Source organism: Fructilactobacillus myrtifloralis (assembly GCF_024029335.1).
Taxonomy (GTDB): domain Bacteria; phylum Bacillota; class Bacilli; order Lactobacillales; family Lactobacillaceae; genus Fructilactobacillus; species Fructilactobacillus myrtifloralis.
In genome coordinates this window covers 347,051-370,923 of record NZ_CP097116.1, presented here as the reverse complement: position 1 = coordinate 370,923, position 23,873 = coordinate 347,051, and the positions used below count along the sequence as shown (strand labels likewise).

26 protein-coding genes are annotated in these 23,873 nt (G+C 47.1%); 24 read left to right on the top strand and 2 right to left on the bottom strand.

Annotation, left to right across the window (positions count from 1 at the left end):
• Together M3M35_RS01915 and M3M35_RS01910 are read left to right on the top strand one after the other, a co-directional pair.
• Window positions 1–639: a hypothetical protein gene (locus tag M3M35_RS01915; protein WP_252750340.1), complete on the top strand. Its 639-nt coding sequence runs from the start codon at window positions 1–3 to the stop codon at window positions 637–639.
• The gene (locus M3M35_RS01910; RefSeq protein ID WP_252750339.1) at window positions 629–1,129 is read left to right on the top strand and encodes a phosphatidylglycerophosphatase A family protein; all 501 of its coding nucleotides are present in this window, start codon (window positions 629–631) and stop codon (window positions 1,127–1,129) included. The genes M3M35_RS01915 and M3M35_RS01910 overlap by 11 nt, the downstream gene beginning before the upstream one ends.
• Window positions 1,130–1,180: 51 nt before the next feature.
• On the opposite strand, the gene lexA is transcribed toward M3M35_RS01910, so the two are convergent.
• Complete coding sequence (gene lexA / locus M3M35_RS01905; protein WP_252750338.1) at window positions 1,181–1,816, bottom strand: transcriptional repressor LexA; 636 nt, start codon at window positions 1,814–1,816, stop codon at window positions 1,181–1,183.
• A gap of 145 nt (window positions 1,817–1,961) precedes the next feature.
• Between lexA and M3M35_RS01900 the strand changes: the two genes are divergently transcribed.
• Window positions 1,962–2,213, top strand: a complete 252-nt coding sequence (locus M3M35_RS01900) for a DUF896 domain-containing protein (protein ID WP_252750337.1) — start codon at window positions 1,962–1,964, stop codon at window positions 2,211–2,213.
• A 26-nt stretch (window positions 2,214–2,239) separates the two neighbouring features.
• Window positions 2,240–2,458, top strand: a complete 219-nt coding sequence (locus tag M3M35_RS01895) for a YneF family protein (RefSeq protein WP_252750336.1) — start codon at window positions 2,240–2,242, stop codon at window positions 2,456–2,458.
• Between the two features lie 16 nt (window positions 2,459–2,474).
• Here the strand turns inward: M3M35_RS01895 and M3M35_RS01890 are convergent, their stop codons facing one another.
• Window positions 2,475–3,110, bottom strand: a complete 636-nt coding sequence (locus tag M3M35_RS01890) for a lysophospholipid acyltransferase family protein (protein ID WP_338030046.1) — start codon at window positions 3,108–3,110, stop codon at window positions 2,475–2,477.
• A gap of 88 nt (window positions 3,111–3,198) precedes the next feature.
• Between M3M35_RS01890 and M3M35_RS01885 the strand changes: the two genes are divergently transcribed.
• From M3M35_RS01885 to ribF, 20 genes are all read left to right on the top strand, one after another.
• Complete coding sequence (locus M3M35_RS01885; protein WP_252750334.1) at window positions 3,199–3,948, top strand: tRNA1(Val) (adenine(37)-N6)-methyltransferase; 750 nt, start codon at window positions 3,199–3,201, stop codon at window positions 3,946–3,948.
• Window positions 3,938–4,219, top strand: coding sequence for a GIY-YIG nuclease family protein (locus M3M35_RS01880; protein WP_252750333.1), 282 nt, complete (start codon window positions 3,938–3,940; stop codon window positions 4,217–4,219). Before M3M35_RS01885 ends, M3M35_RS01880 begins: the two co-directional genes overlap by 11 nt.
• 151 nt (window positions 4,220–4,370) lie before the next feature.
• The gene (gene rpsB / locus M3M35_RS01875) at window positions 4,371–5,123 is read left to right on the top strand and encodes a 30S ribosomal protein S2 (RefSeq protein WP_252750332.1); all 753 of its coding nucleotides are present in this window, start codon (window positions 4,371–4,373) and stop codon (window positions 5,121–5,123) included.
• Window positions 5,124–5,206: 83 nt separating this feature from the next.
• A complete protein-coding gene (gene tsf / locus M3M35_RS01870) occupies window positions 5,207–6,064 on the top strand; it encodes a translation elongation factor Ts (protein ID WP_252750671.1) in 858 nt (285 codons plus the stop codon).
• A 121-nt stretch (window positions 6,065–6,185) separates the two neighbouring features.
• Window positions 6,186–6,908 carry a UMP kinase gene (gene pyrH, locus M3M35_RS01865; RefSeq protein WP_252750331.1) on the top strand — a complete coding sequence of 241 codons (723 nt, stop codon included), beginning with the start codon at window positions 6,186–6,188 and terminating at the stop codon, window positions 6,906–6,908.
• A 5-nt stretch (window positions 6,909–6,913) separates the two neighbouring features.
• Window positions 6,914–7,474, top strand: coding sequence for a ribosome recycling factor (gene frr / locus M3M35_RS01860; RefSeq protein WP_252750330.1), 561 nt, complete (start codon window positions 6,914–6,916; stop codon window positions 7,472–7,474).
• Window positions 7,475–7,488: 14 nt separating this feature from the next.
• Window positions 7,489–7,887, top strand: coding sequence for a hypothetical protein (locus tag M3M35_RS01855; RefSeq protein ID WP_252750329.1), 399 nt, complete (start codon window positions 7,489–7,491; stop codon window positions 7,885–7,887).
• A 50-nt stretch (window positions 7,888–7,937) separates the two neighbouring features.
• A complete protein-coding gene (locus M3M35_RS01850) occupies window positions 7,938–8,678 on the top strand; it encodes an isoprenyl transferase (RefSeq protein ID WP_252750328.1) in 741 nt (246 codons plus the stop codon).
• A gap of 13 nt (window positions 8,679–8,691) precedes the next feature.
• A complete protein-coding gene (locus tag M3M35_RS01845) occupies window positions 8,692–9,480 on the top strand; it encodes a phosphatidate cytidylyltransferase (RefSeq protein WP_252750327.1) in 789 nt (262 codons plus the stop codon).
• 19 nt (window positions 9,481–9,499) lie between these two features.
• On the top strand, window positions 9,500–10,777 hold the full coding sequence (rseP, locus tag M3M35_RS01840) for an RIP metalloprotease RseP (RefSeq protein WP_252750326.1): 1,278 nt from the start codon (window positions 9,500–9,502) through the stop codon (window positions 10,775–10,777).
• Window positions 10,778–10,797: 20 nt separating this feature from the next.
• A complete protein-coding gene (locus M3M35_RS01835) occupies window positions 10,798–12,504 on the top strand; it encodes a proline--tRNA ligase (protein WP_252750325.1) in 1,707 nt (568 codons plus the stop codon).
• A gap of 51 nt (window positions 12,505–12,555) precedes the next feature.
• Window positions 12,556–16,869 (top strand): PolC-type DNA polymerase III, encoded by a 4,314-nt coding sequence (locus tag M3M35_RS01830; RefSeq protein WP_420842386.1) that lies wholly within the window; start codon window positions 12,556–12,558, stop codon window positions 16,867–16,869.
• A gap of 114 nt (window positions 16,870–16,983) precedes the next feature.
• Entirely contained in the window at window positions 16,984–17,466 is a 483-nt protein-coding gene (gene rimP, locus M3M35_RS01825) for a ribosome maturation factor RimP (RefSeq protein ID WP_252750323.1), read from the top strand.
• A gap of 18 nt (window positions 17,467–17,484) precedes the next feature.
• Window positions 17,485–18,585, top strand: coding sequence for a transcription termination factor NusA (gene nusA / locus M3M35_RS01820; RefSeq protein ID WP_252750322.1), 1,101 nt, complete (start codon window positions 17,485–17,487; stop codon window positions 18,583–18,585).
• A 58-nt stretch (window positions 18,586–18,643) separates the two neighbouring features.
• On the top strand, window positions 18,644–18,925 hold the full coding sequence (gene rnpM, locus M3M35_RS01815; RefSeq protein WP_252750670.1) for an RNase P modulator RnpM: 282 nt from the start codon (window positions 18,644–18,646) through the stop codon (window positions 18,923–18,925).
• Window positions 18,912–19,214 (top strand): L7Ae/L30e/S12e/Gadd45 family ribosomal protein, encoded by a 303-nt coding sequence (locus tag M3M35_RS01810; protein ID WP_252750321.1) that lies wholly within the window; start codon window positions 18,912–18,914, stop codon window positions 19,212–19,214. The genes rnpM and M3M35_RS01810 overlap by 14 nt, the downstream gene beginning before the upstream one ends.
• Before the next feature lie 13 nt (window positions 19,215–19,227).
• Window positions 19,228–21,573 (top strand): translation initiation factor IF-2, encoded by a 2,346-nt coding sequence (gene infB / locus M3M35_RS01805; protein ID WP_252750320.1) that lies wholly within the window; start codon window positions 19,228–19,230, stop codon window positions 21,571–21,573.
• A gap of 11 nt (window positions 21,574–21,584) precedes the next feature.
• Window positions 21,585–21,935, top strand: a complete 351-nt coding sequence (gene rbfA, locus M3M35_RS01800; protein ID WP_252750319.1) for a 30S ribosome-binding factor RbfA — start codon at window positions 21,585–21,587, stop codon at window positions 21,933–21,935.
• Window positions 21,936–22,001: 66 nt separating this feature from the next.
• Window positions 22,002–22,913 carry a tRNA pseudouridine(55) synthase TruB gene (gene truB / locus M3M35_RS01795; RefSeq protein ID WP_252750318.1) on the top strand — a complete coding sequence of 304 codons (912 nt, stop codon included), beginning with the start codon at window positions 22,002–22,004 and terminating at the stop codon, window positions 22,911–22,913.
• A 6-nt stretch (window positions 22,914–22,919) separates the two neighbouring features.
• Window positions 22,920–23,867, top strand: coding sequence for a riboflavin biosynthesis protein RibF (ribF, locus tag M3M35_RS01790; protein WP_252750317.1), 948 nt, complete (start codon window positions 22,920–22,922; stop codon window positions 23,865–23,867).
• The last annotated feature ends 6 nt before the right edge of the window (window positions 23,868–23,873 follow it).

Here is a 23,873-nt window from a genome sequence, read left to right as displayed (position 1 = left end):
ATGGATATTACAGAATTTAACTATTACCAAAATTTGAAAAGTCGGTTAACTAAGGTTCAAGCCGAATTAAAAGAAGAACAAAAAGCCTATTTAAAGCAAATGGGGAATTTGAAACAACTTTACAATGATTACGATGTCGAAACGACGGAGCAACTGGCGAATGCCTTAAATCAAGGGGATGACGATCAGTTTACGGCAGAAATTGCCACGGCTTTGGATGGGCATGACCAAACCTTCCTATTAGAAAACGTCCAAACCTTAAATCCAAGTGAAGCCCAGCAATTAGCAGCCATCAGTTCTGAAGCCAATGACGTGGAAACGGAATTAACCCGGGTGGAAAAGTTCTACCAAGAATTTGCATTACCGCTCTTAGACCGGTTAAAAACCAATCGAATGCTTCACGTTGAACAATTAACGACCTCTGGAAGTGACTGTGATACGGTGGTGGAAATTAATTACTTTTCCACCTTCGATGACTTTAAAGAGGACTTTAACGGGGCCGCGTACGTCGGTGAAGTGATTGAACAACATCTCCAGGACCAAAAGCCGATTAGTGTGATTGTGACGGACCAAAATTACCCCAACAAGTATGATGTAACGTTGATGCCAACTGATGAGGAGAGTGACGATGGTCGATAAACGAGATTATAAATATCCAGATACGCAGGCCTATGACAAGGTGATTGAGTTTCTGAATCAAAATGGGGTTACCGTTCGCGATATTTCTAAGGTGACCTATAATTTACAAAAACAATTTATTAGCATTCCGAGCATGGAATACGTGGATAAGATTGTGATTGATGTCCTCCACAAGCGGGAAGTGTTGAATAACGCGTTGGTCGGGATGGAAATCGACCGTTTGGCAACGACCCACCAACTCTCGGAGCCACTTCAGAGCATTGTGGAACATGATTTAGGCGTGTTTGGAGTTGATGAAACGCTGGCGTTAGGAATTGCGAACATCTACGGGACGATTGGAATTACGAACTACTGTGGTTTAGATACCAACAAGCAGGGGATTGTGAAGGAATTAGACCAAGAACAGTCCCGGGTCACGACGTTCATTGATGACATTGTGGGTGCCGTTGCCGGAGCGGCGTCCGCTAAAATTGCCCACGAAAATTCGTAACAAAAAAAGAACCAATCCAGTGGATTGGTTCTTTTTTTGTTAGTAAGCAAGTTAGTCAATTTCGCCCCGGTACAGACCGACGACCTTGCCCAAGACCACACAGTTCGTGAGGATAATTGGCGCCATGTCGTCATTTTCGGGTTGGAGCCGGAAGTGATCACTTTCCTTGTAGAAACGCTTGCAAGTGGCCTCGCCATCATCGTTCATGGCAATCACGATTTCCCCGTTTTCCGCGGTTTGTTGCCGTTTGACGATTACCTGATCTCCGTCTAAAATGCCGATGTTAATCATGCTTTCACCACTAATGGTTAACATGAACAGATCCGCCCGTTGATAGCGTAAATCGTTAGGAATCGGGAAGTAGTCAGTGGCCTCTTGCACGGCTAAAATTGGTTCTCCGGCGGCAACCGTTCCTAAGAGGGGCATTTCATTTTCTGTCGTGTGGGGTTGTATGCCAAGCGACCGAATGCCATCCTCGGTAATCTCGAGCGCTCGAGGTTTAGTCGGGTTTTTAGCGATGTACCCTTTCTTTTCTAACCGAGCAAGATGCCCGTGTACCGTTGACGTTGAAGAAAGACCGACTTGCTTGCCAATTTCTCGGACGGTTGGGGGATAACCGTGATCGAGGACGTTTTCGTAGATGAATTGGAGAATTTCTTGCTGCTTTGTATTGACTTGAGAAGACATGTGAACACCTCAGATTCGTTTACTATCAATGCTGTTAGCGTACCATAAAACGGGAAGTTTGCAAACGTTAGTTCGCCCGCTTTCTATTTAATTATCAGCAGTTTCATGCTATTATGGAGGAAATCAGAAAAAAGGAGTGGGAAACGTGGCAGATGATGAAAAGTTAAAACAGCTAATTCCCCGCATTAATGAGTTAGCCCACAAGGCGAAGGCAGAAGGGTTAACTGATGAGGAAAAAGCGGAACAAGAAAAGTTACGTAAAGAGTACTTAAAACGGTTCAAAGCCAACTTTAAAACGCAGTTAGAAATGACGCAGTTGTATGATAAGGATGGTAATGAAGTAACTCCTGAACCCGTTAAAGAAGTACAACGGAAAAAGAATTTACGGGATGACTAAATAGGACAGAAAGGAGGGCGTTGCTAATGGCAGCCTGGATTTGGATTTTATTAATTATTTTAGCCCTCGTCGCTGGAGCAGTAGCTGGGTTCTTCTTAGCTCGGAAGTACATGGAAAAGTACCTCAAGGATAACCCGCCAATTAACGAGGAACAGCTCAAGGCCATGATGTTGCAAATGGGACAGAAACCTTCTAAGAAGAAACTGAACCAAATGATGATTGCAATGAAACGAAATGCTAAATAAGCTAATAAAAAAACCACTATGATGTAGTGGTTTTTTTCGTGGCGTCGTGGTCAACATAATTCGGATTAAGTTCGCGATCAAGGGCGGCAAAGGCTGCGGCCATTTGTGCTTCCACCGCTTCCTGATCAGCATCGGTCAGTTTGTTTGATTTAGGAACGTAGATTGGTTCGCCAAAATTAATGTGTGCCCGCTGGCGTAAAAAGACCTCTTTCAGGGTTAACGGTCCTTGGTACACAACGGGAAGCATGGGCACCTGCGCCATCTTGGCAATGAGGGCGGCCCCTCCCTTTAACTTGGTCGAGTGTCTAGTTCCGGAGGGGAAAATTAACACCGACAGGTCAGTTTTCTTCAGGACCTTAACCGGTTTTTTAACGACGGAAATCCCGGGATTGGCACGATCGACTGGTTCAACGTTACACTTACGTAGTCCCCAAGCTACAATCGGGTTTTTGAACAGCTCCTTTTTCGCGATGAAATAAAAATGCTTTGGTAGCAGAAATGCACCAAAGTAGAGCATGTCAAACCAGGTGCGGTGGGGGGCAATCAGAACGTAGTTGCCAGCCGGGATGCGTTGTTGATTCTTGAGTTCCGGTTTGCCGTTGAAAATCAGAATGATCCATTTAATGATCGAGAAGGCCACTGTATAAAACAATCTTCTCATCCTTTCTTTTGAGAGGTAAAATTAACATCTAACAGTATACCATTTATGCGCCGACCGAGTTTTGCAAAGGAGAAAATTCATGAAGCACGTCGAACTCCAACCGGGAGAACGAATTGATCAACTGTATCAAAACCACATTCAAATCATTCAAAGTGATGAGGTCTTTTCCTTCTCATTGGATGCAGTGCTCCTTGCTAATTTTGCCCAGGTTAAGCAAAGCGCAAAAACTCAGATTGTGGATTTGTGCGCTGGGAACGGTGCCGTTGGGTTGTTTTTGAGTCCCAAAACGCGGGGGCAAATTACGGAAATTGAAATTCAGGCTCGTTTGTGTGACATGGCGCGTCGCAGTGTCCAGTTAAATCAATTAGAAAACCAGGTGCACGTTCAACATGCGGATTTAAACCAAAGTTTACAATTTTTTGCCAAAGAAACGGTTGATACCGTCACCGTTAACCCACCGTACTTTCCTGTCCAAGCGACCAGCCGGAAAAATCCGAATGAGTACCTTGCAATTGCTCGCCACGAGTTAAAAACTAACCTGGGCGAAGTTGTATCGACGGCTAGCGAGTTACTGAAACCAGGGGGGAAACTCTTTATGGTACACCGCCCGGACCGGCTCTTAGAGATTTTAACCACCTTAAAAAGTCAGCGGTTAGCCCCTAAGCAGTTGCAGTTTGTCTATCCGCGGGCAAACCGGGACGCCAACATGGTTTTGATTGCAGCCCGCAAGGATGGTCAGGTCGCTGGGTTAAAGGTGCAACCACCACTAATTGTGTACGATCAGGACCACTATACGCCAGCAGTAAGGAAGCTTTTATATGGAAACTAACCACTTTTATTTTTACGTCTTGTTGTGCAATGATGGGTCATTTTACGGAGGATTTACCACTGATGTCGCCAAGCGCTTAGCGACCCATCAAGCTGGAAAAGGCGCGAAGTATACCAAGGCCCATCGCCCCGTTTCGTTATTATTTGCGGCCGAGTATCCAGATCGCCATACGGCGTTGCAAGCGGAATATTCCTTTAAGCACCAATCACGGTTGCAAAAGGAGGCCTTTTTGCAAAACCAAGGGATTTCTCCGCAGCAGTGGCGGCTCTAGATAACTTGGGTTGCGTTTTAGCAGGAAAGCTTGTATACTATACATCGGTATTAAATTACTAATACACACCCAAGAGGTTTTGCTTGGTAGTGCTCACTGAGTCCCAGGTATAATTTTGGGGAGGAAAAAACTATTTTAATGGAGGCTGATTATGGCTGTAGTAACAATGAAACAATTATTAGAAGCTGGGGTTCACTTTGGACACCAAACTCGTCGTTGGGATCCGAAGATGGCTAAGTACATCTTTACGGAACGGAACGGAATTTACATCATCGACTTGCAAAAGACGGTGAAACTTTTAGGGGTTGCTTACAACTTCATGAAGGATTCTGCTGCTGACGATGCGGTTGTTTTATTCGTAGGAACTAAGAAACAAGCCCAAGATTCCGTTGAAGAAGAAGCAAAACGGTCTGGTGCTTTCTACGTTAACCACCGTTGGTTAGGGGGAACCTTAACGAACTGGAATACCATCCAAAAACGGATCAAGTACTTGAAGGATCTGAAGAAGATGGCCACCGACGGTACGTTCGAACGGTTACCAAAGAAGGAAGCTTCATTATTAGTTAAACAAACGGAAAAGTTGGAACGTTTCTTGGGCGGAATCGAAGACATGCCAAAGGTTCCAGACGTAATGTTCATTGTGGATCCTCACAAAGAACAAATTGCTTTGAAAGAAGCGCAAAAGTTAAACATTCCAGTAATTGCGATGGTTGATACTAATACTGATCCAGATGGAATCGACTACGTAATTCCTTCTAATGATGACGCCATTCGGGCAATCCGGTTGATTACTTCAACGATGGCTGACGCAATCATTGAAGGTCGTCAAGGTGAAGATGATGTTAGCGAAGCCTCCTTCGAAGAACAAAGTGACGAAGAAGCAGCTGCTGACAACGAAGAATAATTAATTACCTGGCTGACTCTGCTTAGACCACCTCGGCCTAGACGAGTCAGCTTTTTTAACCACTAAATAAGAAGGAGAATCAGATTATGGCTGATATTACTGCTAAACAAGTAAAGGATTTACGTGACAAGACTAGTGCCGGAATGATGGACGCAAAGAAAGCCCTAGTTGAAGCCGACGGTGACGAACAAAAGGCAATTGAGATTTTACGCGAAAAAGGGGTTGCTAAAGCCCAGAAGAAGAGTGGCAACACGGCTGCTAATGGATTAACCCAAGTTGCCATTGATGGTGACAAGGCTGCCATTGTTGAAGTTAACTCGGAAACGGACTTTGTGGCTGCCAACGACGACTTCAAAGACCTCGTTGATGCCGTGGCCAGTGTAATTGCTTTAGAACAACCAGCTGATGTTGAAGCTGCTTTGAAGTTATCATTAGGTAACGACACGGTTGAAGATGCGATTATTCACACGAGTCAAATCACGGGAGAAAAGATTACCCTACGGCGGTTTGCCACGATGACGAAGACGGCTGACCAAAACTTTGGAAAGTACCTACACAACGGTGGGGAAATTGGAGTGCTCGTCAAGATTGATGGTGGAAACGAAACGGTAGCAAAAGACGTTTCCATGCATGTGGCAGCTGAAAACCCAGAATTCTTAACTCAAGCTGACATTTCGGCGGACCGCTTGGACCACGAAAAGGAAGAGTTGAAGAAGGAAGCCTTAAATGAAGGTAAGCCAGAAAGCATTGTCGAAAAGATGGTTGCTGGTCGTTTACACAAATTCTTGGCTGGCATTTGTTTAGCTGACCAACCATTTGTAAAGGACCAAGACCAAACGGTGGCTCAATACGTGGAAGCCAACGACGGTAAGTTAGCAGCCTTCGTTCGTTACCAAGTTGGTGAAGGAATCGAAGAAGTTAGTGAAGGCGCAGCTGAATAATTAACGAGAAGGGACTAGCAATTCGTTGCTGGTCTTTTTTTCTGCGCTGAATGAGCCTGTTGTTAGCTGGTCATTTATGCTAAAATTAACGTAACAATTAATGCTTTCAGGGGGAAATTTAATGGCTGATGTGAAATATAAACGGATTGTTTTAAAACTAAGCGGAGAGGCGTTAGCTGGTTCGAAAGGTTTTGGAATTAATCCACCCGTAATCAAAAAAATTGCCGAAGAAATTCGCGATGTCTATAATCAAGGCATTCAAATTGCAATTGTCGTTGGTGGCGGGAACATGTGGCGTGGCGAAGCCGGCGCCGAGATGGGAATGGAACGCGCCCAAGCCGATTACATTGGGATGCTGTCCACCATCATGAACGGACTTGCTTTGCAGGATAATCTGGAGTCAGCGGGGGTTCCTACCCGGCTCCAAACGTCGATTGAAATGCGTCAGATTGCAGAACCATATATTCGCCGGAAGGCTGTGCGTCATTTGGAAAAAGGGCGGGTCGTAATTTTCTCTGGAGGAACGGGAAATCCATACTTTTCTACTGATACGACCGCGGTCTTGCGGGCGGCTGAAATTGATGCCGATGCCATTCTAATGGCTAAGAATGGGGTAGATGGGATTTATTCGGCTGACCCCAATACGAACCCAAGTGCCGAAAAGTTTGCGAAGTTAACGCAAATGGAAATTTTGAACAAGGGCTTGCAGGTAATGGATTCGACGGCCAGTTCGCTGTCAATGGACAATGACATTCCGTTGGTAGTGTTCAATTTAAATGAGCCTGGTAACATTAAACGAGTCGTTGAAGGCCAAAACATTGGAACAATTGTGGAAGGAAAATAAACACGATGAATACTAAAGAACTAACGCAAGAAACAAAACGTAAAATGGACAAGGCCCAATCAGTGTTAGAAAATGATCTCGGGCAAATGCGGGCCGGCCGGGCCAACGCTAACATCCTAAAACCGGTTGTGGTGGACTACTATGGTGCCCAGACGCCGCTGGTTCAGGTGGCGTCCGTTTCTGTTCCAGAACCACGGATGATTATGGTCACCCCTTACGATAAAACTGCCCTTGAAAACATTGAAAAGGGAATTTTAGAGGCTGATCTAGGCTTAAATCCAATGAATGACGGGGATAACATCCGGATTCAGATTCCGCAACTCACGGAAGAACGGCGACAAGAAATTGCCAAAAAAGCTAAGGCCACGGGAGAACAAAGCAAGGTTGCAGTTCGAAACGTGCGCCGGGAAAGCATGGACGCCATTAAACAAGCCAATAAGGCAGATGAAATTAATGACGATGAGGCCCACCAGGTCGAAGATCAGATTCAAAAACTAACTGATACGGCGATTAAAGGCATTGACCAGATTGTAAAAGACAAACAAGCTTCTATTTTAAACGACTAAGGAGCGGGATCATCATGGCAGAGCAAGACATCACGCCGGGCACGCCAGAGTTTGATAAAATGGTGTTTAAATTAGCAGGTCCGATTACAGCTGCTAATCAAACTGCGTTTAAGTTTAAGGACGAAACCTTAACCGAGATTCAACCGGGGGTTTACGTCTTACCAGTTTTGTTGCAACCGGATTTCAACTTGTTTTTGGTAGGGGCTCAATTAGTCGGTAAGGACTGGGTCCTGTGCTTTTCACAAGCTACGATTGAAAATGACAATGAAGTGACGGATTTAACCGAGCCAGAGGCCACAGGTCACGGTTTAAACCAACTGGGTTTTCGGGATCCGCAAGTTGCCAACGAGTTACTCCAGTACTTTGAACGACTGTTAACGGCGGGACTAGGAGAATGGAAATTAATTAAGTAAAAGGGTGAGGGTGCTCATCCTTTCTTTACTTTATGGAGTGAGGTCAATTAATGGAAATGAATGAAGTAGATCGCGAGCGCGTTCCCAAACACGTGGCGATCATCATGGACGGGAACGGCCGGTGGGCGCAACGCCGCCATTTACCGCGAATTGCTGGACATAAACGGGGGATGAATGTCGTTGAAGACATCACCGTGGCTGCCAGTGATTTGGGGGTGCGGGTGCTAACCTTGTATGCTTTCTCGACCGAAAACTGGAAGCGCCCCACGACCGAGGTTAAATACTTAATGAGCTTACCCAGCCTGTTTTTTAATAAGTTTGTTCCCAACCTGATTGCCAATAACGTTCAAGTTCGTACCATTGGGGACAGTTCGCAACTGCCGGTCGAAACACAGCGGGCAGTGGAACGGGCTCAGCAAGATACGGCGGCGTGTGACGGGATGATTCTCAACTTTGCCCTTAATTACGGGTCGCGGGCTGAAATCACGACGGCTGCCCAACGAATTGCAACTGAAGTGCAGGCCGGCGACCTTGATCCGACGGCTATTGACGAACAGGTGCTTAGTGAGCATTTGCACACCGCCTTTTTAGGGAACGAGGCTGATCCAGAGCTGTTGATTCGAACCAGTGGCGAAGAACGGCTCTCGAACTTTTTACTGTGGCAGCTAGCATACAGCGAGCTGGCCTTTACGGATAAACTCTGGCCAGATTTTACGCCAGCTGATTTTCGGGCTGAAATCATGGCATTTCAACAGCGCCACCGCCGCTTTGGTGGTCTGAACAATAAGTAGGAGAATAACTGAGATGAAACAAAGAATTATTACCGCAATCGTAGCCCTCGCAATCTTTATTCCCATTATTTTAATGGGCGGCTGGCTGATTGAACTCGCTGCAGTTGCGCTGGCATTGGTAGCAATGGCAGAAATTTTCATTATGAAGAAACAGATTATTATTTCGGTGGAAGCCCTGATTGCCTTTATCGGGGTGGCGGCGCTGGTGTTACCGAACCTAGCGACAGGTCTATTACCCGCCTACCTGACGCCGAGCGTTGCATTTTATGGGCTCGTCCTGTTATTGCTTCTGTGTACCGTTTTCTTTCACAAGAGTTTTAACTTTGATGATGCCGGAGTTTACACCCTCGCAATGCTTTACATTGGATTTGGATTTCATTATTTTGTCGTTGCTCGTCATGATGGATTGGCGGTCCTTTTTTATGCGTTGTTAATTGTGTGGTGTACCGATACCGGTGCGTACTTTGTGGGGAAATACTTTGGTAAGCATAAGCTGGCTAAGTACGTTTCGCCCAACAAAACCTGGGAAGGCTCCGTTGGGGGCGTGGTGATTGCGACGGTTGTTTGTTCGATCTACGTGACCTTCTTCCCCGTTAGTCCCGCAGGGTTAATCCCCATGATTGGGTTAACCGTCATTCTATCTGTAGCAGGGCAACTGGGTGATTTGGTTGAATCAGCTTTGAAACGGTACTACGGAGTAAAGGACTCCGGGAAAATTTTACCAGGACACGGTGGCATTCTTGATCGGTTTGACAGTCTTTTGTTTGTTTTACCGGTTCTCCATCTCTTAGGAATCGTTTAGGTGAAAGGGAGGTGGTTCTTTGGTAACCACAATTATTAGTTTTATCATTGTTTTTGGAATTTTGGTCTTTGTCCACGAGTTTGGGCACTTTATTGTGGCGAAACGGGCTGGAATCATGGTGCGTGAGTTTTCGATTGGAATGGGACCGAAGCTCTTGTTCTACCGAAAGAATCACACTACCTATACCATTCGCTTACTTCCTCTGGGGGGTTACGTCCGGTTAGCGGGTAGTGGTGATGATGACGATGAGGATTTGAAACCAGGCACCACGGTCAAGTTACAACTGAACCAACAACAACAAGTTACAAAGATTGATCTAAGTGATAAAAGTAATTTATTTCAGGGCATTCCAGTCCAAGTAACTAATGCAGACTTGGTTAATGACCTTGAAATTACGGGATACGAAAATGGCGATGAAAGTGAATTAAAGCACTTTCGGGTTAATCACGACGCCGTGATTGTTAACCGGGAAGGCATCGAGTTACAGATTGCCCCGGCTGACGTTCAGTTTCAAAATGCACCCGTTAGCAAGAAACTAATGGTGAATGCCGCTGGAATTGTTAATAACATCTTGCTGGCCATTGTGGCCTTTACGCTACTTTCCTTTTTACAGGGAGGCGTTCCCCAAAACTCGAACCAAATTCAGTTACCCGCGCACCAACCAAGTGTGGCGCGCCAAGCCGGCTTACAAAGTGGAGATCGGATTATCGCTGTTGATGGCCAGTCCACTCCAACCTTTAATGCGGTGGCCGAACGGGTGAGTGCTAAACCGAACCAGCGCATTCGCTTGACGGTGGTTGACCATGGGCGTAAGCGGCAAGTGAGTCTGAAAACAACGAGTCAAAAGGTCCAGAAACGAACGGTTGGGATGATTGGCGTAACGAAGTCCCTAGATTCCAGTTTCACCGCTAAGTTGACGTCGGGCTTTAGCCAAACTTGGCAGAGTACGAAGCAACTCGGGGCCGCGTTATGGCGGATGGTTTCCGGTCATTTTTCTCTCAATGACCTTGGGGGACCAGTGGCAATTTATGCCAGCACCTCGCAGGCCACGACCTATGGTTTAGTTGGGGTGGTTTCGTTACTGGCTTGGCTTTCGATTAACTTAGCAGTGGTGAACTTGATTCCGATTCCGGCCCTTGACGGGGGCAAAATTTTGCTCAATTTGATTGAATTAATCAGACGAAAACCGCTGTCAGAAAACGTCGAAACGGCAATTACGCTAGTGGGCTTTGCCTGTCTAGCAATTCTAATGATTTTAGTAACTTGGAATGATATAATGCGGTACTTTATTCATTAATAGTAGGAGTGATGAACTAAATGAAACAATCAAGAATGTTAATTCCCACCCAAAAGCAGGATCCGACGGGCGCGGAAGCTCTCAGCCACCGGATGCTACTGCGGGCCGGATATATTCAACAGGTCTCAGCTGGAACGTATGCCTATCTGCCATTGGCGTATCGGGTGTTAGAAAAGATCGAACGGATCATTAAGCAGCATATGGACGCAGCCGCTGCATGTGAAATGCTCGTTCCAGAGATTATTCCCGCCCAGTTTTGGCGGGATTCAGGGCGGTATGAAACTTATGGAGACGAACTCTTTAAGTTGCAGAACCGGCATGATACCGAATTCATCCTGGGACCGACGCACGAAGAAACCTTTACAGAGTTATTGAAGGCGTCGGTGAAATCCTACAAAAAGTTACCGTTAAATTTATATCAAATTCAAAGTAAATTTCGCGATGAAGATCGGCCCCGTTACGGCCTGCTGCGAAGTCGCGAATTCATCATGTTGGACGCCTATTCATTTTCAGCTGATGACGCGGACCTAGATCAAATTTATAAAGAGATGCGGACGGCCTTTGAAGCCATTTTCAACCAAATCGGTCTGAACTACCGCGGGATCATTGGAGATAGTGGCAGTATGGGGGGCTCTGATTCCATGGAATTTTCCGCCCCCGCTGCGGTTGGAGAGGATACGATTGTCTATTCTGATGACAGTGAGTATGCCGCTAACCTAGAAATGGCCACTAATTTATTTGTCCCCCAAAAATCGCATGCGGAGTTGGAACCGTTAGAGTTGGTTGAAACGTCAGACGTAAAGACGATTACGCAAGTCACGAAGTTTTTCGATGTGCAGCCAGACCAAGTCGTAAAAAGTCTCCTCTACGTGGCGGATGGACAGCTGGTAGTCGTTTTACTACGGGGCGACCAGGTCGTTAATGAAGCGAAACTCAAACATGTTCTGGAGGCGGACAGCCTTGAACTAGCAACTCCGGACCAAGTGGCAGCGAACTTACACGTTCAGCCGGGTTCCGTGGGACCATTTGATTTGCCAGCGGGAACGAAGGTGGTGGCTGATGAATACGTGCAACCACTCGTGAATGCCGTGGTGGGGGCGAACCAAACGGATCACCACTACCAGGGCTTTAACCCCACTCGGGATCTACCTGACCTTGAGTACGTAGACGTGCGGACCGTCCGAGAAGGAGACATTTCTCCAGATGGAAGCGGGGAATTGCAATTTACCAAGGGGATTGAAATTGGTCACATTTTCAAGCTTGGGACCCGCTACTCCAAAGTCTTAGGGGCTGACATTTTAGATGAGAATGGCCGGCAACAACCAATAATCATGGGTTGCTATGGCATTGGGGTGAGCCGGTTACTATCAGCGGTTGCTGAACAGCAAGCAGATGAAAACGGGTTGGTATGGCCAACCGCCATCGCGCCGTTTGATGTGCACGTGATTCCAACGAACGTGAAGAAAGCGGAGCAGGTCGAATTAGCAACGCAAATTACCCAGACGCTCGAAGCAGCTGGGTATGAGGTGTTAGTTGATGACCGCAAAGAACGGGCCGGAGTTAAATTTGCCGATGCCGATTTGATTGGGATCCCAGTTCGAGTGACGATTGGGAAAAAAGCCGATGAAGGTATTGTCGAAGTGAAGATTCGCAAAACTGGCGAAACCGTTGAAACCAAAGTTGATGATTTACAAAATACCATTACCATTTTAGCTAAAGAGATGTAACCAAAAGACCAGACGAGACTGGTCTTTTTTGTGCAAATGAGGAGGATACCAGTGTCACTAACCAAAGAAGAACGTTTGCAAAAGTTACTGGATCAAATTGGTTGGTCGGATTCCGAACGGGCTGAATTTAACCACGGGCAGATTACAGCAGTGACAGTGCACCAACAGTCCAACCGGTGGGAGTTTACGTTTCACTTGGAACGAATTCTCCCCTTTGTGCAGTTTCAAAAATTGCTGACCAGCTTGCAGCAAGCTTTTCAAGAAATTGCACAGGTGGGCGTTACAATCAGTACGGATCAAACGACGGTGCCCAACCGCGAACTTGGTGATTACTGGGAGTGGATTGTGCAACACGCGGGGCTGCACTCCAACTTAACCCAGGAACTGTTAAATAACCATGTTCCGATGGTGGATGATGGCCGGGTTAATTTTTTGGCGGTCAATGAAATTGCCAAGGATTACATGACGAATAAGGCGTTGGGACCGATTGAAGCGACTTATCAACGGGTGGGCTTTCCCAAGTTCACCATTAATACCATGGTTGATGAGTCGGCTTCCCAAGCTAAAATTGCCGAACTGAAAGCCGAGAAAAAAGAACGGGACGAAAAACTGGCCCAACAAGCTCGGGCTGCCATGGAAAAGAGCAACGCGCACAAAGAAGCAACGCAGCACACCGGTTCGCAACAAATTGGGCGCAAAATCGCGGATAGCAGTGAAGTTACCCAGATGGTCGATATTACGGAAGAGGAACGATCCGTTGTGATTAACGGGTACGTGTTTAATAAGGAAGTCCGCTCCCTACGTTCCGGGCGGCAGTTGTTAATTCTCGAAATTACTGATTACAGTTCGTCGTTAACCGTGAAAAAATTCTCGAAAAATGATGAAGAAGCGGCCCAGTTTGCTAACCTCGCCGCCGGCAGTTGGTTAAAGGTGCGGGGGAGTATTCAAGAGGATAACTATTCACACGAGTTGGTGATGAATGCCTACGATTTGATGCCCGTTGAACACGAAACCCGCTCCGACCTTGCTCCTGCCGATGAAAAGCGGGTGGAATTGCATCTACATTCGAACATGAGTCAAATGGATGCCACCAATTCAATTTCAGACTACGTCAAACGGGCTAAACAGTGGGGACAACCGGCCCTCGCTGTCACGGATCACGATAACGTACAGGCCTTTCCGGAAGCCTACCAAGCCGGACAGCAAAATGACGTTAAGATGATTTATGGAATGGAAGCAAACGTAGTTGACGATGGGGAACCAATCGGGTTTAACGATCAGCACGTGCGGTTAAAGGATGCCACCTACGTGGTGTTTGATACGGAAACCACTGGACTGTCCGCGATTTATGACCGTGTGATTGAACTGTCCGCAGTTAAGATGCAGGGGAATAATGTGATTGCGGAATTCGAGGAGTTCATTGATCCCGGGTTTCATTTATCAGAAGAAACAACGAACCTGACTTCCATTACCGATGAAATGGTTGCCGGTTCCAAATCAGAAGCAGAGGTCTTTCAACTCTTTCGCGAATTCTGTGGGGATGCCATCATTGTCGGGCATAACGTAACCTTTGATATTGGGTTTATGAATACCGGCTATGCCCGGCACCAAATGCCAGAGATTGCCAACCCGATTATTGATACGTTAACGCTAGCACGCTTTTTATACCCAAATTACAAGAGCTACCGGCTTAACACCTTAGCCAAGAAATTTAACGTGGAGTTGGAACATCACCACCGGGCCATCTACGATGCGGAAACGACTGGCCACCTCAACTATTTATTTTTAAAGGATGCGGAAGAGCAGTACGGAATTGAGTATCACGATCAACTCAACGAACACATGACTGACAATGATGCGTATAAGCACGCCCGACCGTTCCACGTCATTTTACTGACGAAAACGCAGGCCGGATTAAAGGAATTATTTAAATTAGTCTCTTTAGCCCACATTAAGTATTACTATCGGGTGCCACGGATTCCCCGCAGTGAACTTGAAAAGCACCGGGAGGGTCTCCTGGTTGGGTCCGCGTGTTCAAGTGGTGAAGTGTTCACCGCCTTGATGCAAAAGGGACAGTCTGAGGCACTAGCAAAGGCTAAATTTTATGACTACCTAGAGGTCCAACCCCAGGCAGCTTACCAGCCGTTAATTGACAGTCATCTGATTAGCGACCGTGGGAAACTGCAAACGATTTTGAAAAACATGGTGACGGTTGCAGATGACGCCCAGCTGCCCCTCGTGGCGACCGGCGATGTCCATTACTTAGACCCCCATGATTTTATTTACCGCAAGATTTTAATCAATTCCCAGGGGGGTGCGAACCCGCTGAACCGGCAGGCCTTGCCGGACGTGCATTTTCGGACGACCGACGAACTGCTGCAAGATTTCCGGTTTTTAGGGGAAGAAACGGCGCACAAAATTGTGGTCGAGAATTCCCAAAAAATTGCTAACGAAATTGAAACCGTGCACCCCTTAAAGGATAAGTTGTATACACCAAAAATGGACGGTGCTGAGGATGAGATTGAACGACGGACCATGGATAAGGCCCACCAGTTGTATGGTGAAACTTTACCGGACATTGTGGAAAAGCGCCTAAAGCGGGAGCTGAAAAGTATCATTGGGAACGGCTTCTCAGTTATCTACTTGATCTCGCAGCGGCTGGTTGCTAAAAGTAATAAGGATGGGTACTTAGTTGGATCCCGAGGGTCAGTTGGGTCCAGTTTGGTGGCTACGATGACCGGGATTACCGAGGTGAACCCCTTGCCGCCTCACTACCGGTGTCCAAAATGTCAGTATTCTGAATTTTTCACGAAGGGTGAATACAGTTCCGGATTTGATTTACCGGAGAAAAAATGTCCGCACTGTGGTGCCGTCATGGTAGGAGATGGGCATAACATTCCCTTTGAAACCTTCCTGGGCTTTAAGGGGAACAAGGTGCCGGATATCGATCTAAACTTTTCGGGAGACTACCAAGCAATTGCCCACAACTATACTAAGGTCCTGTTCGGGGAAAAGAACGTTTTTCGGGCCGGTACGATTGGAACGGTGGCCGACAAAACCGCCTATGGGTATGTGAAGGCCTACGAACGTGACCAGGGGAAAAACTTCCGGAATGCGGAGATTGATCGGTTAGCCCAGGGGGCGACCGGGGTCAAACGTACTACCGGCCAACATCCGGCTGGGATTATCGTTGTTCCCGATTACATGGACATCTACGACTTTACCCCGATTCAGTTTCCAGCAGAGGACCAAAATGCGGCGTGGAAAACGACTCACTTTGATTTCCATTCCATCCACGATAACATCCTGAAACTAGATATTCTGGGCCATGATGACCCCACCATGATTCGGATGTTACAGGATTTATCTGGAATTGATCCTTATTCCATTCCAATGAACGATGCCGGAGTAATGAAAATCTTTAGTAGTCCAGAGGTGTTGGGCGTGACTGCGGACCAAATTTTCTCCAAAACGGGAACGCTGGGAATTCCAGAATTTGGAACCCGGTTTGTCCGGGGGATGCTCGAGGAAACTAATCCGCAGAATTTCTCTGATTTACTCCAAATCTCTGGATTATCCCACGGGACCGACGTGTGGTTAGGTAACGCAGAAGAGTTAATTAAAGAAGGAACCGCCACGATTTCAAACGTAATTGGGTGTCGGGATAACATCATGACCGACTTGATCAACTACGGGGTGGATTCTGAAACCTCCTTTCAAATCATGGAAAAGGTCCGAAAGGGAAAGGGCATCAAGGACGAATGGCAGTCCAAAATGCGCGAGGCCAACGTTCCTGAGTGGTACATTGACTCCTGTCTTAAGATTAAGTACATGTTCCCCCGGGCGCACGCGACGGCCTACGTGCTAATGGCCCTGCGGGTGGCTTACTTCAAGGTATACTTCCCGCTGGTTTATTACGCTGCTTACTTCTCAGTGCGCGCCTCTGACTTTGATGTCGAAGCGATGGCACACGGTAAGGAAGCCGTGAAAAACGTGATCAAAGCGATTGAAAGCAAGGGAACGGAAGCCTCTGCAAAGGAAAAGAACCTGCTAACCGTGATGCAGATTGCAAACGAAATGTTAGAGCGGGGCTTTAGTTTTGAAATGATTGATTTAGAGCGTTCGGATGCCTCGGAATGGTTGATGGATGGTCAACAGTTAATTGCTCCCTTTAGTGCCGTGCCCGGATTGGGCTTGAACGTGGCCAAGCAGATTGTTGCCGCCCGAGAAGATAAACCGTTCCTATCCAAAGAGGACCTCGCTAAACGGGGGGGAGTCTCTAAGACCATTATTGAATTTATGAATCAAAATGGGGTTTTGAAGGGACTGCCGGACGAAAATCAACTGAGCTTGTTTGATTTATAAGGACATTGCGACCAACTAGCGATTATGCTACAATTATGGTAGTAATTGAAAACTCTTTTTGGAGTGAGCAGCGATGCTCGCTCTTTTTATTAGAACCATTTGGGAGGGAAATAGTTGAGCGAAACAAGCGAGATTATTGCGAAAGTCACAGCAACGGTGGAACCAATCCTATCCACTTTGGGCTTTTATTTGTATGACATTGAATTCGTCAAAGAAGGTGGCAGTTGGTATCTACGGGTTTACGTTGATAAAGACGGCGGGATTACCTTAGATGATTGTGTGTTAGTTAGCGATCAACTAGGAGAACAGCTGGATGAACTAGATCCGGATCCATTTGCTGAACCCTATTTCTTAGAAGTTTCGTCTCCAGGGGCAGAACGCCCCCTTCGCCGTGAGCAGGATTATCAGCAAGCGTTAAACGAATATGTGCACCTCTCGCTCTACCAAAAACTAGACGGTAAAAAGACGTATGAGGGTACGTTAACCCAGTTAAATGAAACCACTTTAACCATTCAGGTGACGGACAAGCAACGGGAACACGAAGTCGAGATTCCGCGGAAGCTAATCTCAAATGCCCGTTTGGCAATTAAATTTTAAACAGGAGGAAGCAGCACAATGAGTAAAGAACTGGTGACAGCGCTCGATGAATTAGAACGCGAAAAAGGGGTCAAAAAGGAAGTTGTGATTGAAGCCTTAGAAGCGGCGTTAATCTCAGCTTACAAACGAAATTATGACCAGGCGCAAAACGTAGACGTTGAGTTTGACGAACGACAGGGCAACATCAATGTTTATGCCGTTAAAAAGGTCGTTGAAACGGTGGTGGACCCCCGCCTTGAAGTGAGTTTGGATGAAGCTCTCCAAATTAACCGGGGGTATGAACTGGGGGATGAAATCAAATTTAAGGTAACCCCCAAGAACTTCGGTCGGATTGCAGCTCAAACTGCCAAACAGGTGATTATGCAACGGGTCAGAGAGGCGGAACGCCAAAACGTGTATGATAAATACAGCAAGTATCAGGATGAACTGGTCACTGCTGAGGTAGAACGCCAGGATAATCGGTTTGTCTACCTAAACTTAGACGGGGTTGAAGCTGCCATGGGGCATAATGATCAAATGCCCAATGAAACTTATCGGCCCCAAGACAAGCTCAAGGTTTACGTTACGAACGTTGACGATGCCGCAAAGGGACCCCAGGTGTTTGTTAGTCGGACGGCGCCCGGACTGTTAAAACGGTTGTTTGAACAGGAAGTTCCAGAAGTTTACGATGGCATCGTGGAAATTGTGTCGATTGCTCGGGAAGCCGGCGACCGTTCGAAAGTAGCCGTTAAATCAAACGAAGCAAACGTTGATCCAGTGGGGACCACGGTGGGACCCCGGGGGCAACGGGTGCAAGACATTGTGAACGAACTCGGGGGCGAAAACATGGATATCGTCCAGTGGGATGAAGATCCGGCCCAGTACATTGCCAACGCTTTAAATCCGGCTGAAGTGGTAGATGTCATCTTCAAAGACGGAGAAGACAAAGCTTGTACCGTAGTAGTTCCTGACGATCAGTTATCGCTAGCAATCGGAAAACGGGGGCAAAATGCGCGGCTAGCAGCCCGGCTCACCGGCTACCGCATTGATATTAAGGCGGAATCTGAGATGAACGATCAGGAGCAAGCGGATGCTGAGCCTGCTTCGGTTAGCGACGATGACAGTGAAGTAACCGACTAGTAAAGGTGCAACGAAGCAAAGGAGTGGAGCGAACTTGAAAAAGCAGAGAAAGATTCCGATGCGCAAGGACGTCATTTCCGGAGCGATGTTTCCGAAAAAGGATCTGGTCCGCATTGTGCGCGATAAGGAAATGAACGTTAGTCTAGATCCAACTGGAAAAAAGGCGGGGCGCGGTGCGTACGTGCAGATTGATGTGGACGCAGTCAAACAGGCCCGGGATGCCAAACTTCTGGAGCAGGTTTTTTCCGTCACTCTGGATCCGGAGTTCTATGACCAGCTGATTGAGTACGTTGATCACATCCAAGCTAGACGGGAATTGATGCAAAATGACCAATTATAAGCAAACGCTTAATTTGTTGGGAATCGCCCGGCGAGCTGGTAAAATAGTTACCGGAGAGGCACTGGTGTTAAGTGGAATTCGGAGTCACCGAGTTCAATTTTTATTCTTAGCCAGTGACGCTGGAACAGCGACTGCCAAGCGCTTTTTGGATAAGAGTCGCTTTTATACCGTTCCTGTGAACCACCAGTTAACCAAAGCCGAATTAAGTGCGGCGATTGGACAACCACGAACAATCATTGGAATTACAGATCAAGGCTTTGCGAGGAAATTAAATGAGATAAACAAGTAAGGAGCGTGGTTTCATGGCCAAAAAAAGAATCTATGAACTAGCAAAAGAATTAAACGTTCCCAGTAAAAAAGTACTGGGTGTAGCACAAGCAAATGGGATTAGTGTGAAAAACCACATGTCATCGTTAGATGCAGCCCAGGAAAAGACAGTACGAGGTGCAATGACTAAAAACGGGAAACCCCAGGCAACTAGTAACAAGCAAGCCTCAGCTGCCACACAGAGCAAGCCAGCGCAAGCAACTGGTAAACGTCCAGAACACCACCAGGCCGCTGCAACAACGAAAACGAACAAGCCTACGCATGCCAATCACGCTAATCATGGCAAAGCAACCAATCAGGGAAAGCCGAAGCCCGCAACTCAAAAGCAACCAGCACGGGCTGCTAAGCCAGCTGGGAGTCAATCAACCACGGCTAAAGCTAAATCAGGGGCTGGTAAATTCGGTGGCAGTTTAAATCGAAACAACAATAGCAACAACAATAAAAACAAGAAAAAGCGCCGTAATAATCGTAACAACCGGTTTGCGAATATGTATTCGAAAAACCAACGGATTCGGCAAAACCACAAGAAAAAGGCGCCAACGGTACGGAAAAACCGGCCGTTACCAGAAGTCTTGGTCTATGAAGATGGGATGAACGCTCAGGATCTGGGAAAGATTTTGCACCGCGAACCAGCCGAAATCATCAAGAAGTTATTTATGTTGGGCATGATGGTTAACCAAAACCAGTCCCTTGATAAGGATGCCATTGAATTATTGGCTGAAGATTACGGAATCAAGGCCCAAGAAAAAGAACACGTCAACGTTTCTGATATCGATAAGTTCTTTGAAGAAGAGGAAAATAACACGAGTTATCAAGCACCGCGTCCCCCAGTAGTGACGATTATGGGTCACGTTGACCACGGGAAGACGACCTTGCTGGATTACCTGCGTCATTCGCACATTACGGCGGGAGAAGCCGGGGGAATTACCCAGGCAATTGGAGCGTACCAGTTACAACAAGACGATCATTTGATTACGTTCTTGGATACGCCCGGACACGCGGCCTTTACCGAAATGCGGGCCAGAGGGGCAAACATCACTGACATTACGGTGTTAGTGGTTGCTGCTGATGACGGAGTTATGCCCCAAACCATCGAAGCAATTGACCATGCTAAGGAAGCAAACACGCCAATTATCGTGGCGGTTAACAAGATTGACCGTCCCAACGCCAACCCGAACCACGTTAAGGAACAACTAATGACCTATGGGTTAGTTCCTGAAGATTACGGTGGCGATACCATCTTTGTTGATATCTCAGCTAAAAACGGAACCAACGTGGATGAACTGCTGAATATGATTTTATTGCAGGCCGATGTGATGGAATTAAAGGCTAACCCAAAGCAAAATGGAGCCGGTTCAGTGGTTGAAGCCCGGCTAGACCGAGGGAAGGGTCCAGTGGCAACGTTGTTAGTTCAACAGGGAACCCTCCATCCTGGTGATCCAATTGTGGTTGGAGATACCTTTGGTCGGGTTCGGACGATGACGAACGAAGCCGGACAAGAATTAGACGCGGCTACGCCATCGACTCCGGTTGAAATTACGGGGCTGAACGCCGTTCCAGAAGCCGGGGACCGCTTTGTCGTCTTTAATGACGAAAAAACCGCGCGGGCGGCCGGAGAAGAACGGGCCAAGGAAGCGCAGATTGAAGAGCGAAAGCAAAATAATCGAGTGACCCTGGATAACCTGTTTGATTCCATGAAACAAGAAGACATGAAGCAGGTTAACGTCATTATTAAAGCGGACGTGCAGGGTTCCGTAGAAGCGTTAGCCGATAGCTTGAAGAAGATCGATGTTGAAGGTGTTAACGTTAACGTTATTCATGCTTCTGTGGGAGCGGTTAACGAAAGTGATATTGCCCTAGCAAAGGCTAGTAACGCAATCATCATTGGATTTAACGTCCGGCCAACGCCCCAGGCAAAGGTCCAAGCCGAAACGGATAAGATTGATGTGCGGCTGTACCAAGTAATTTACAATGCGATTGACGATGTTACCGCGGCGATGAAAGGGAAACTTGATCCTACTTACGTCGAAGAGGTTACCGGAAGCATTGAAGTGCGTCAGATTTACAAGGCCTCGGCGGTCGGAACCATCGCTGGAGGAATGGTCAGTGATGGATACGTTCGCAACGACAGTAAGGTGCGGCTCGTCCGCGATGGCGTTGTGAAGTACGACGGTGAACTGGGCAGCTTGAAACGCTTTAAAGACGATGTTAAAGAAGTTAAACAGGGTCACGAATGTGGGTTGACGATTGCTAACTACAATGACATTAAGGTTGGCGACGTCATTGAAGCTTACCACATGAAAGAAGTCGCTCCTAAGTAAGGAGGAAAGCAATGGCACAACAATATCGAGTTGGACGGCTCCAACAAGAGATTCAAAAAGAAGTTGATGATATCCTGTTGAAACGAGTGCGTGATCCCCGGGTTCAGGGAGTTACAGTGACCGGGGTGAAAGTAACTGGTGATTTACAGCAGGCAACGATCTTTTACAGTATTTTATCCAGTGATCCAGCTGAACAAGAAAAGGTCCAGCAGGGTCTTGATAAGGCAACTGGGTTAATTCGGGGTGAATTGGGACATCGGTTGAGTATTTACGTTACACCGGAAATTCACTTTGAGCGCGATGAGTCAATTGAGTACGGAAGTAAAATTGACCAGTTGCTAAACAACCTAAAACGCCAATAAAAAAATGACTGAGAAATTTTTTCTCAGTCATTTTTGCGTAGTTAGTAATTAGTAAGGAGTGAGGATATGGTAAATGGGATTATTCCCCTCTATAAACCGTTAGGGAGAACCAGTTTTGATTGCGTGAGTCAGGTGCGTAAGATTGTACACCAAAAAAAGGTGGGTCACAGTGGGACTTTAGATCCTAATGTTGACGGAGTCTTGCCGATTTGCCTTGGGAATGGAACCAAGGTGGTTGACTATTTGATGGCATCGGGAAAGACCTATCGGGGGGCAATTACGCTTGGCTTTGCGACAACCACGGAGGATCTTGACGGCGAAATTATTGCAGAACAACCCCATTTTCAACCGCTCACGCAGGCCCAGATTAAACGTGGATTACACCACTTTGTCGGGACCATTCACCAGATTCCACCCATGTATTCAGCGGTGAAGGTGAACGGACGCCGCTTATATGATTATGCTCGGCGGGGGGAAACGGTCACGCGTCCGCAACGAACCGTGCAAGTTACGGAATTTACCCAACTTGACGAAGCCATCGTTGACGAAGCGGCTGGCACCCAAACCATCTTTTTTGAGGTTCACTGCGGAAAAGGGACCTACGTGCGCACTCTGGCCGTTGATTTTGGTCGGCTATTTGGGCTTCCGGCCGTCATGTCCCAGCTCACCCGGGTGGCGAGCGGCGGTTTTGACATTCAACAAACGGTTTCATTAGATACCTTAGCCACTGCTCAAGCAGCTGGCCAGCTAGAGGACCTAGTGTATCCGATTGATCATGCCCTGCATGCTTTTGCGCAGGTGGAATTGACGAACGAGCAGTGGCAACGAGTTCAGCACGGTGGCTTTCTCGCTCCCAGTGAATTGAACAGCACTGAAGCAGAGGTGGTTTTACGGTATAATGGGGAAGATAAGGCGTTATACTACTACAATGAAAAGCACCACCAGTATCAACCACAAAAAATGTTTAGTTTGGAGTAATCACTAATGCAGATTATGCAGTTAACCTATCCGCTCGCACCTGACTTAGAATTTCCCACTCCCGTAGTGTTAGCAATGGGCTTTTTTGACGGCGTGCATCAGGGCCATCAACAAGTCATCGAAAGGGCGCGGCACTTAGCTGCGCAACGGAACTTGCCGTTAGCGGTCTTAACTTATGATCACCATCCCGCACTTGTTTACCAAAAATTGACGGGGGACGCGGCGCGCTATTTAACCCTAAAAACAGCGAAGTACGAACGCTTTGCAGCCTTAGGGGTCGATTATGTTTACGAAGTGAACTACGACTATTTGTTTCAGGCGCAGACCCCGCAGGAATTTGTGGATAATTTTATTATCCGCATGCAAGCTCAGGTAGTGGTCGCCGGGTTCGATCATACCTACGGGGAGCGGGAGGCCGCCATGGATAATCTGACTGACTACGCCCAGGACCGCTTTACGGTGGTGACGGTGCCGGCCACCACCGTTGATGGGAAGAAGGTCAGCTCAACTCGCATTCGGCGCAATCTTAGTGCCGGCCACATTGAAACTGTGAACCGGTTATTACAACGTCCATTTCAAATTACGGGGACCGTGGTTCATGGGTTCGCCCGGGGACGGACCCTCGGGTATCCAACCGCGAACGTTCAATATGACGACTTACAACGAATGCCGGGGTTAGGCGTTTACCTAGTTAAGATGCAGATCAACGACCACTGGTATCCGGCCATGGCATCGATTGGTAAAAACGTGACCTTTGGCGATCAAAATCCGGTGACCTTAGAGGTGCATCTCTTTGATTTTAATCAGAATCTATACGGAAAGCAGGTTGCGGTTCAGTTTTTAACCAAAACGCGTGACGAGGTCAAATATCAGGGCCCGGAAGCGTTGGTAGCCCAGTTGCGACGTGATGAGCAGGAAGCGAGAAAGTTTTTTAAATTAGAGCGTAATTCTTGACCTGCA

What these genes read in the sequence shown, in the direction of transcription:
- M3M35_RS01915 (WP_252750340.1), top strand. Translation starts at nt 1, where the DNA reads ATGGATATTACAGAATTTAACTATTACCAAAATTTGAAAAGTCGGTTA.
- M3M35_RS01910 (WP_252750339.1), top strand. Translation starts at nt 629, where the DNA reads ATGGTCGATAAACGAGATTATAAATATCCAGATACGCAGGCCTATGAC.
- lexA (WP_252750338.1), bottom strand. Translation starts at nt 1,816, where the DNA reads ATGTCTTCTCAAGTCAATACAAAGCAGCAAGAAATTCTCCAATTCATC.
- M3M35_RS01895 (WP_252750336.1), top strand. Translation starts at nt 2,240, where the DNA reads ATGGCAGCCTGGATTTGGATTTTATTAATTATTTTAGCCCTCGTCGCT.
- M3M35_RS01885 (WP_252750334.1), top strand. Translation starts at nt 3,199, where the DNA reads ATGAAGCACGTCGAACTCCAACCGGGAGAACGAATTGATCAACTGTAT.
- M3M35_RS01880 (WP_252750333.1), top strand. Translation starts at nt 3,938, where the DNA reads ATGGAAACTAACCACTTTTATTTTTACGTCTTGTTGTGCAATGATGGG.
- rpsB (WP_252750332.1), top strand. Translation starts at nt 4,371, where the DNA reads ATGGCTGTAGTAACAATGAAACAATTATTAGAAGCTGGGGTTCACTTT.
- pyrH (WP_252750331.1), top strand. Translation starts at nt 6,186, where the DNA reads ATGGCTGATGTGAAATATAAACGGATTGTTTTAAAACTAAGCGGAGAG.
- frr (WP_252750330.1), top strand. Translation starts at nt 6,914, where the DNA reads ATGAATACTAAAGAACTAACGCAAGAAACAAAACGTAAAATGGACAAG.
- M3M35_RS01855 (WP_252750329.1), top strand. Translation starts at nt 7,489, where the DNA reads ATGGCAGAGCAAGACATCACGCCGGGCACGCCAGAGTTTGATAAAATG.
- M3M35_RS01850 (WP_252750328.1), top strand. Translation starts at nt 7,938, where the DNA reads ATGGAAATGAATGAAGTAGATCGCGAGCGCGTTCCCAAACACGTGGCG.
- M3M35_RS01845 (WP_252750327.1), top strand. Translation starts at nt 8,692, where the DNA reads ATGAAACAAAGAATTATTACCGCAATCGTAGCCCTCGCAATCTTTATT.
- M3M35_RS01835 (WP_252750325.1), top strand. Translation starts at nt 10,798, where the DNA reads ATGAAACAATCAAGAATGTTAATTCCCACCCAAAAGCAGGATCCGACG.
- nusA (WP_252750322.1), top strand. Translation starts at nt 17,485, where the DNA reads ATGAGTAAAGAACTGGTGACAGCGCTCGATGAATTAGAACGCGAAAAA.
- rnpM (WP_252750670.1), top strand. Translation starts at nt 18,644, where the DNA reads ATGCGCAAGGACGTCATTTCCGGAGCGATGTTTCCGAAAAAGGATCTG.
- M3M35_RS01810 (WP_252750321.1), top strand. Translation starts at nt 18,912, where the DNA reads ATGACCAATTATAAGCAAACGCTTAATTTGTTGGGAATCGCCCGGCGA.
- infB (WP_252750320.1), top strand. Translation starts at nt 19,228, where the DNA reads ATGGCCAAAAAAAGAATCTATGAACTAGCAAAAGAATTAAACGTTCCC.
- rbfA (WP_252750319.1), top strand. Translation starts at nt 21,585, where the DNA reads ATGGCACAACAATATCGAGTTGGACGGCTCCAACAAGAGATTCAAAAA.
- truB (WP_252750318.1), top strand. Translation starts at nt 22,002, where the DNA reads ATGGTAAATGGGATTATTCCCCTCTATAAACCGTTAGGGAGAACCAGT.
- ribF (WP_252750317.1), top strand. Translation starts at nt 22,920, where the DNA reads ATGCAGATTATGCAGTTAACCTATCCGCTCGCACCTGACTTAGAATTT.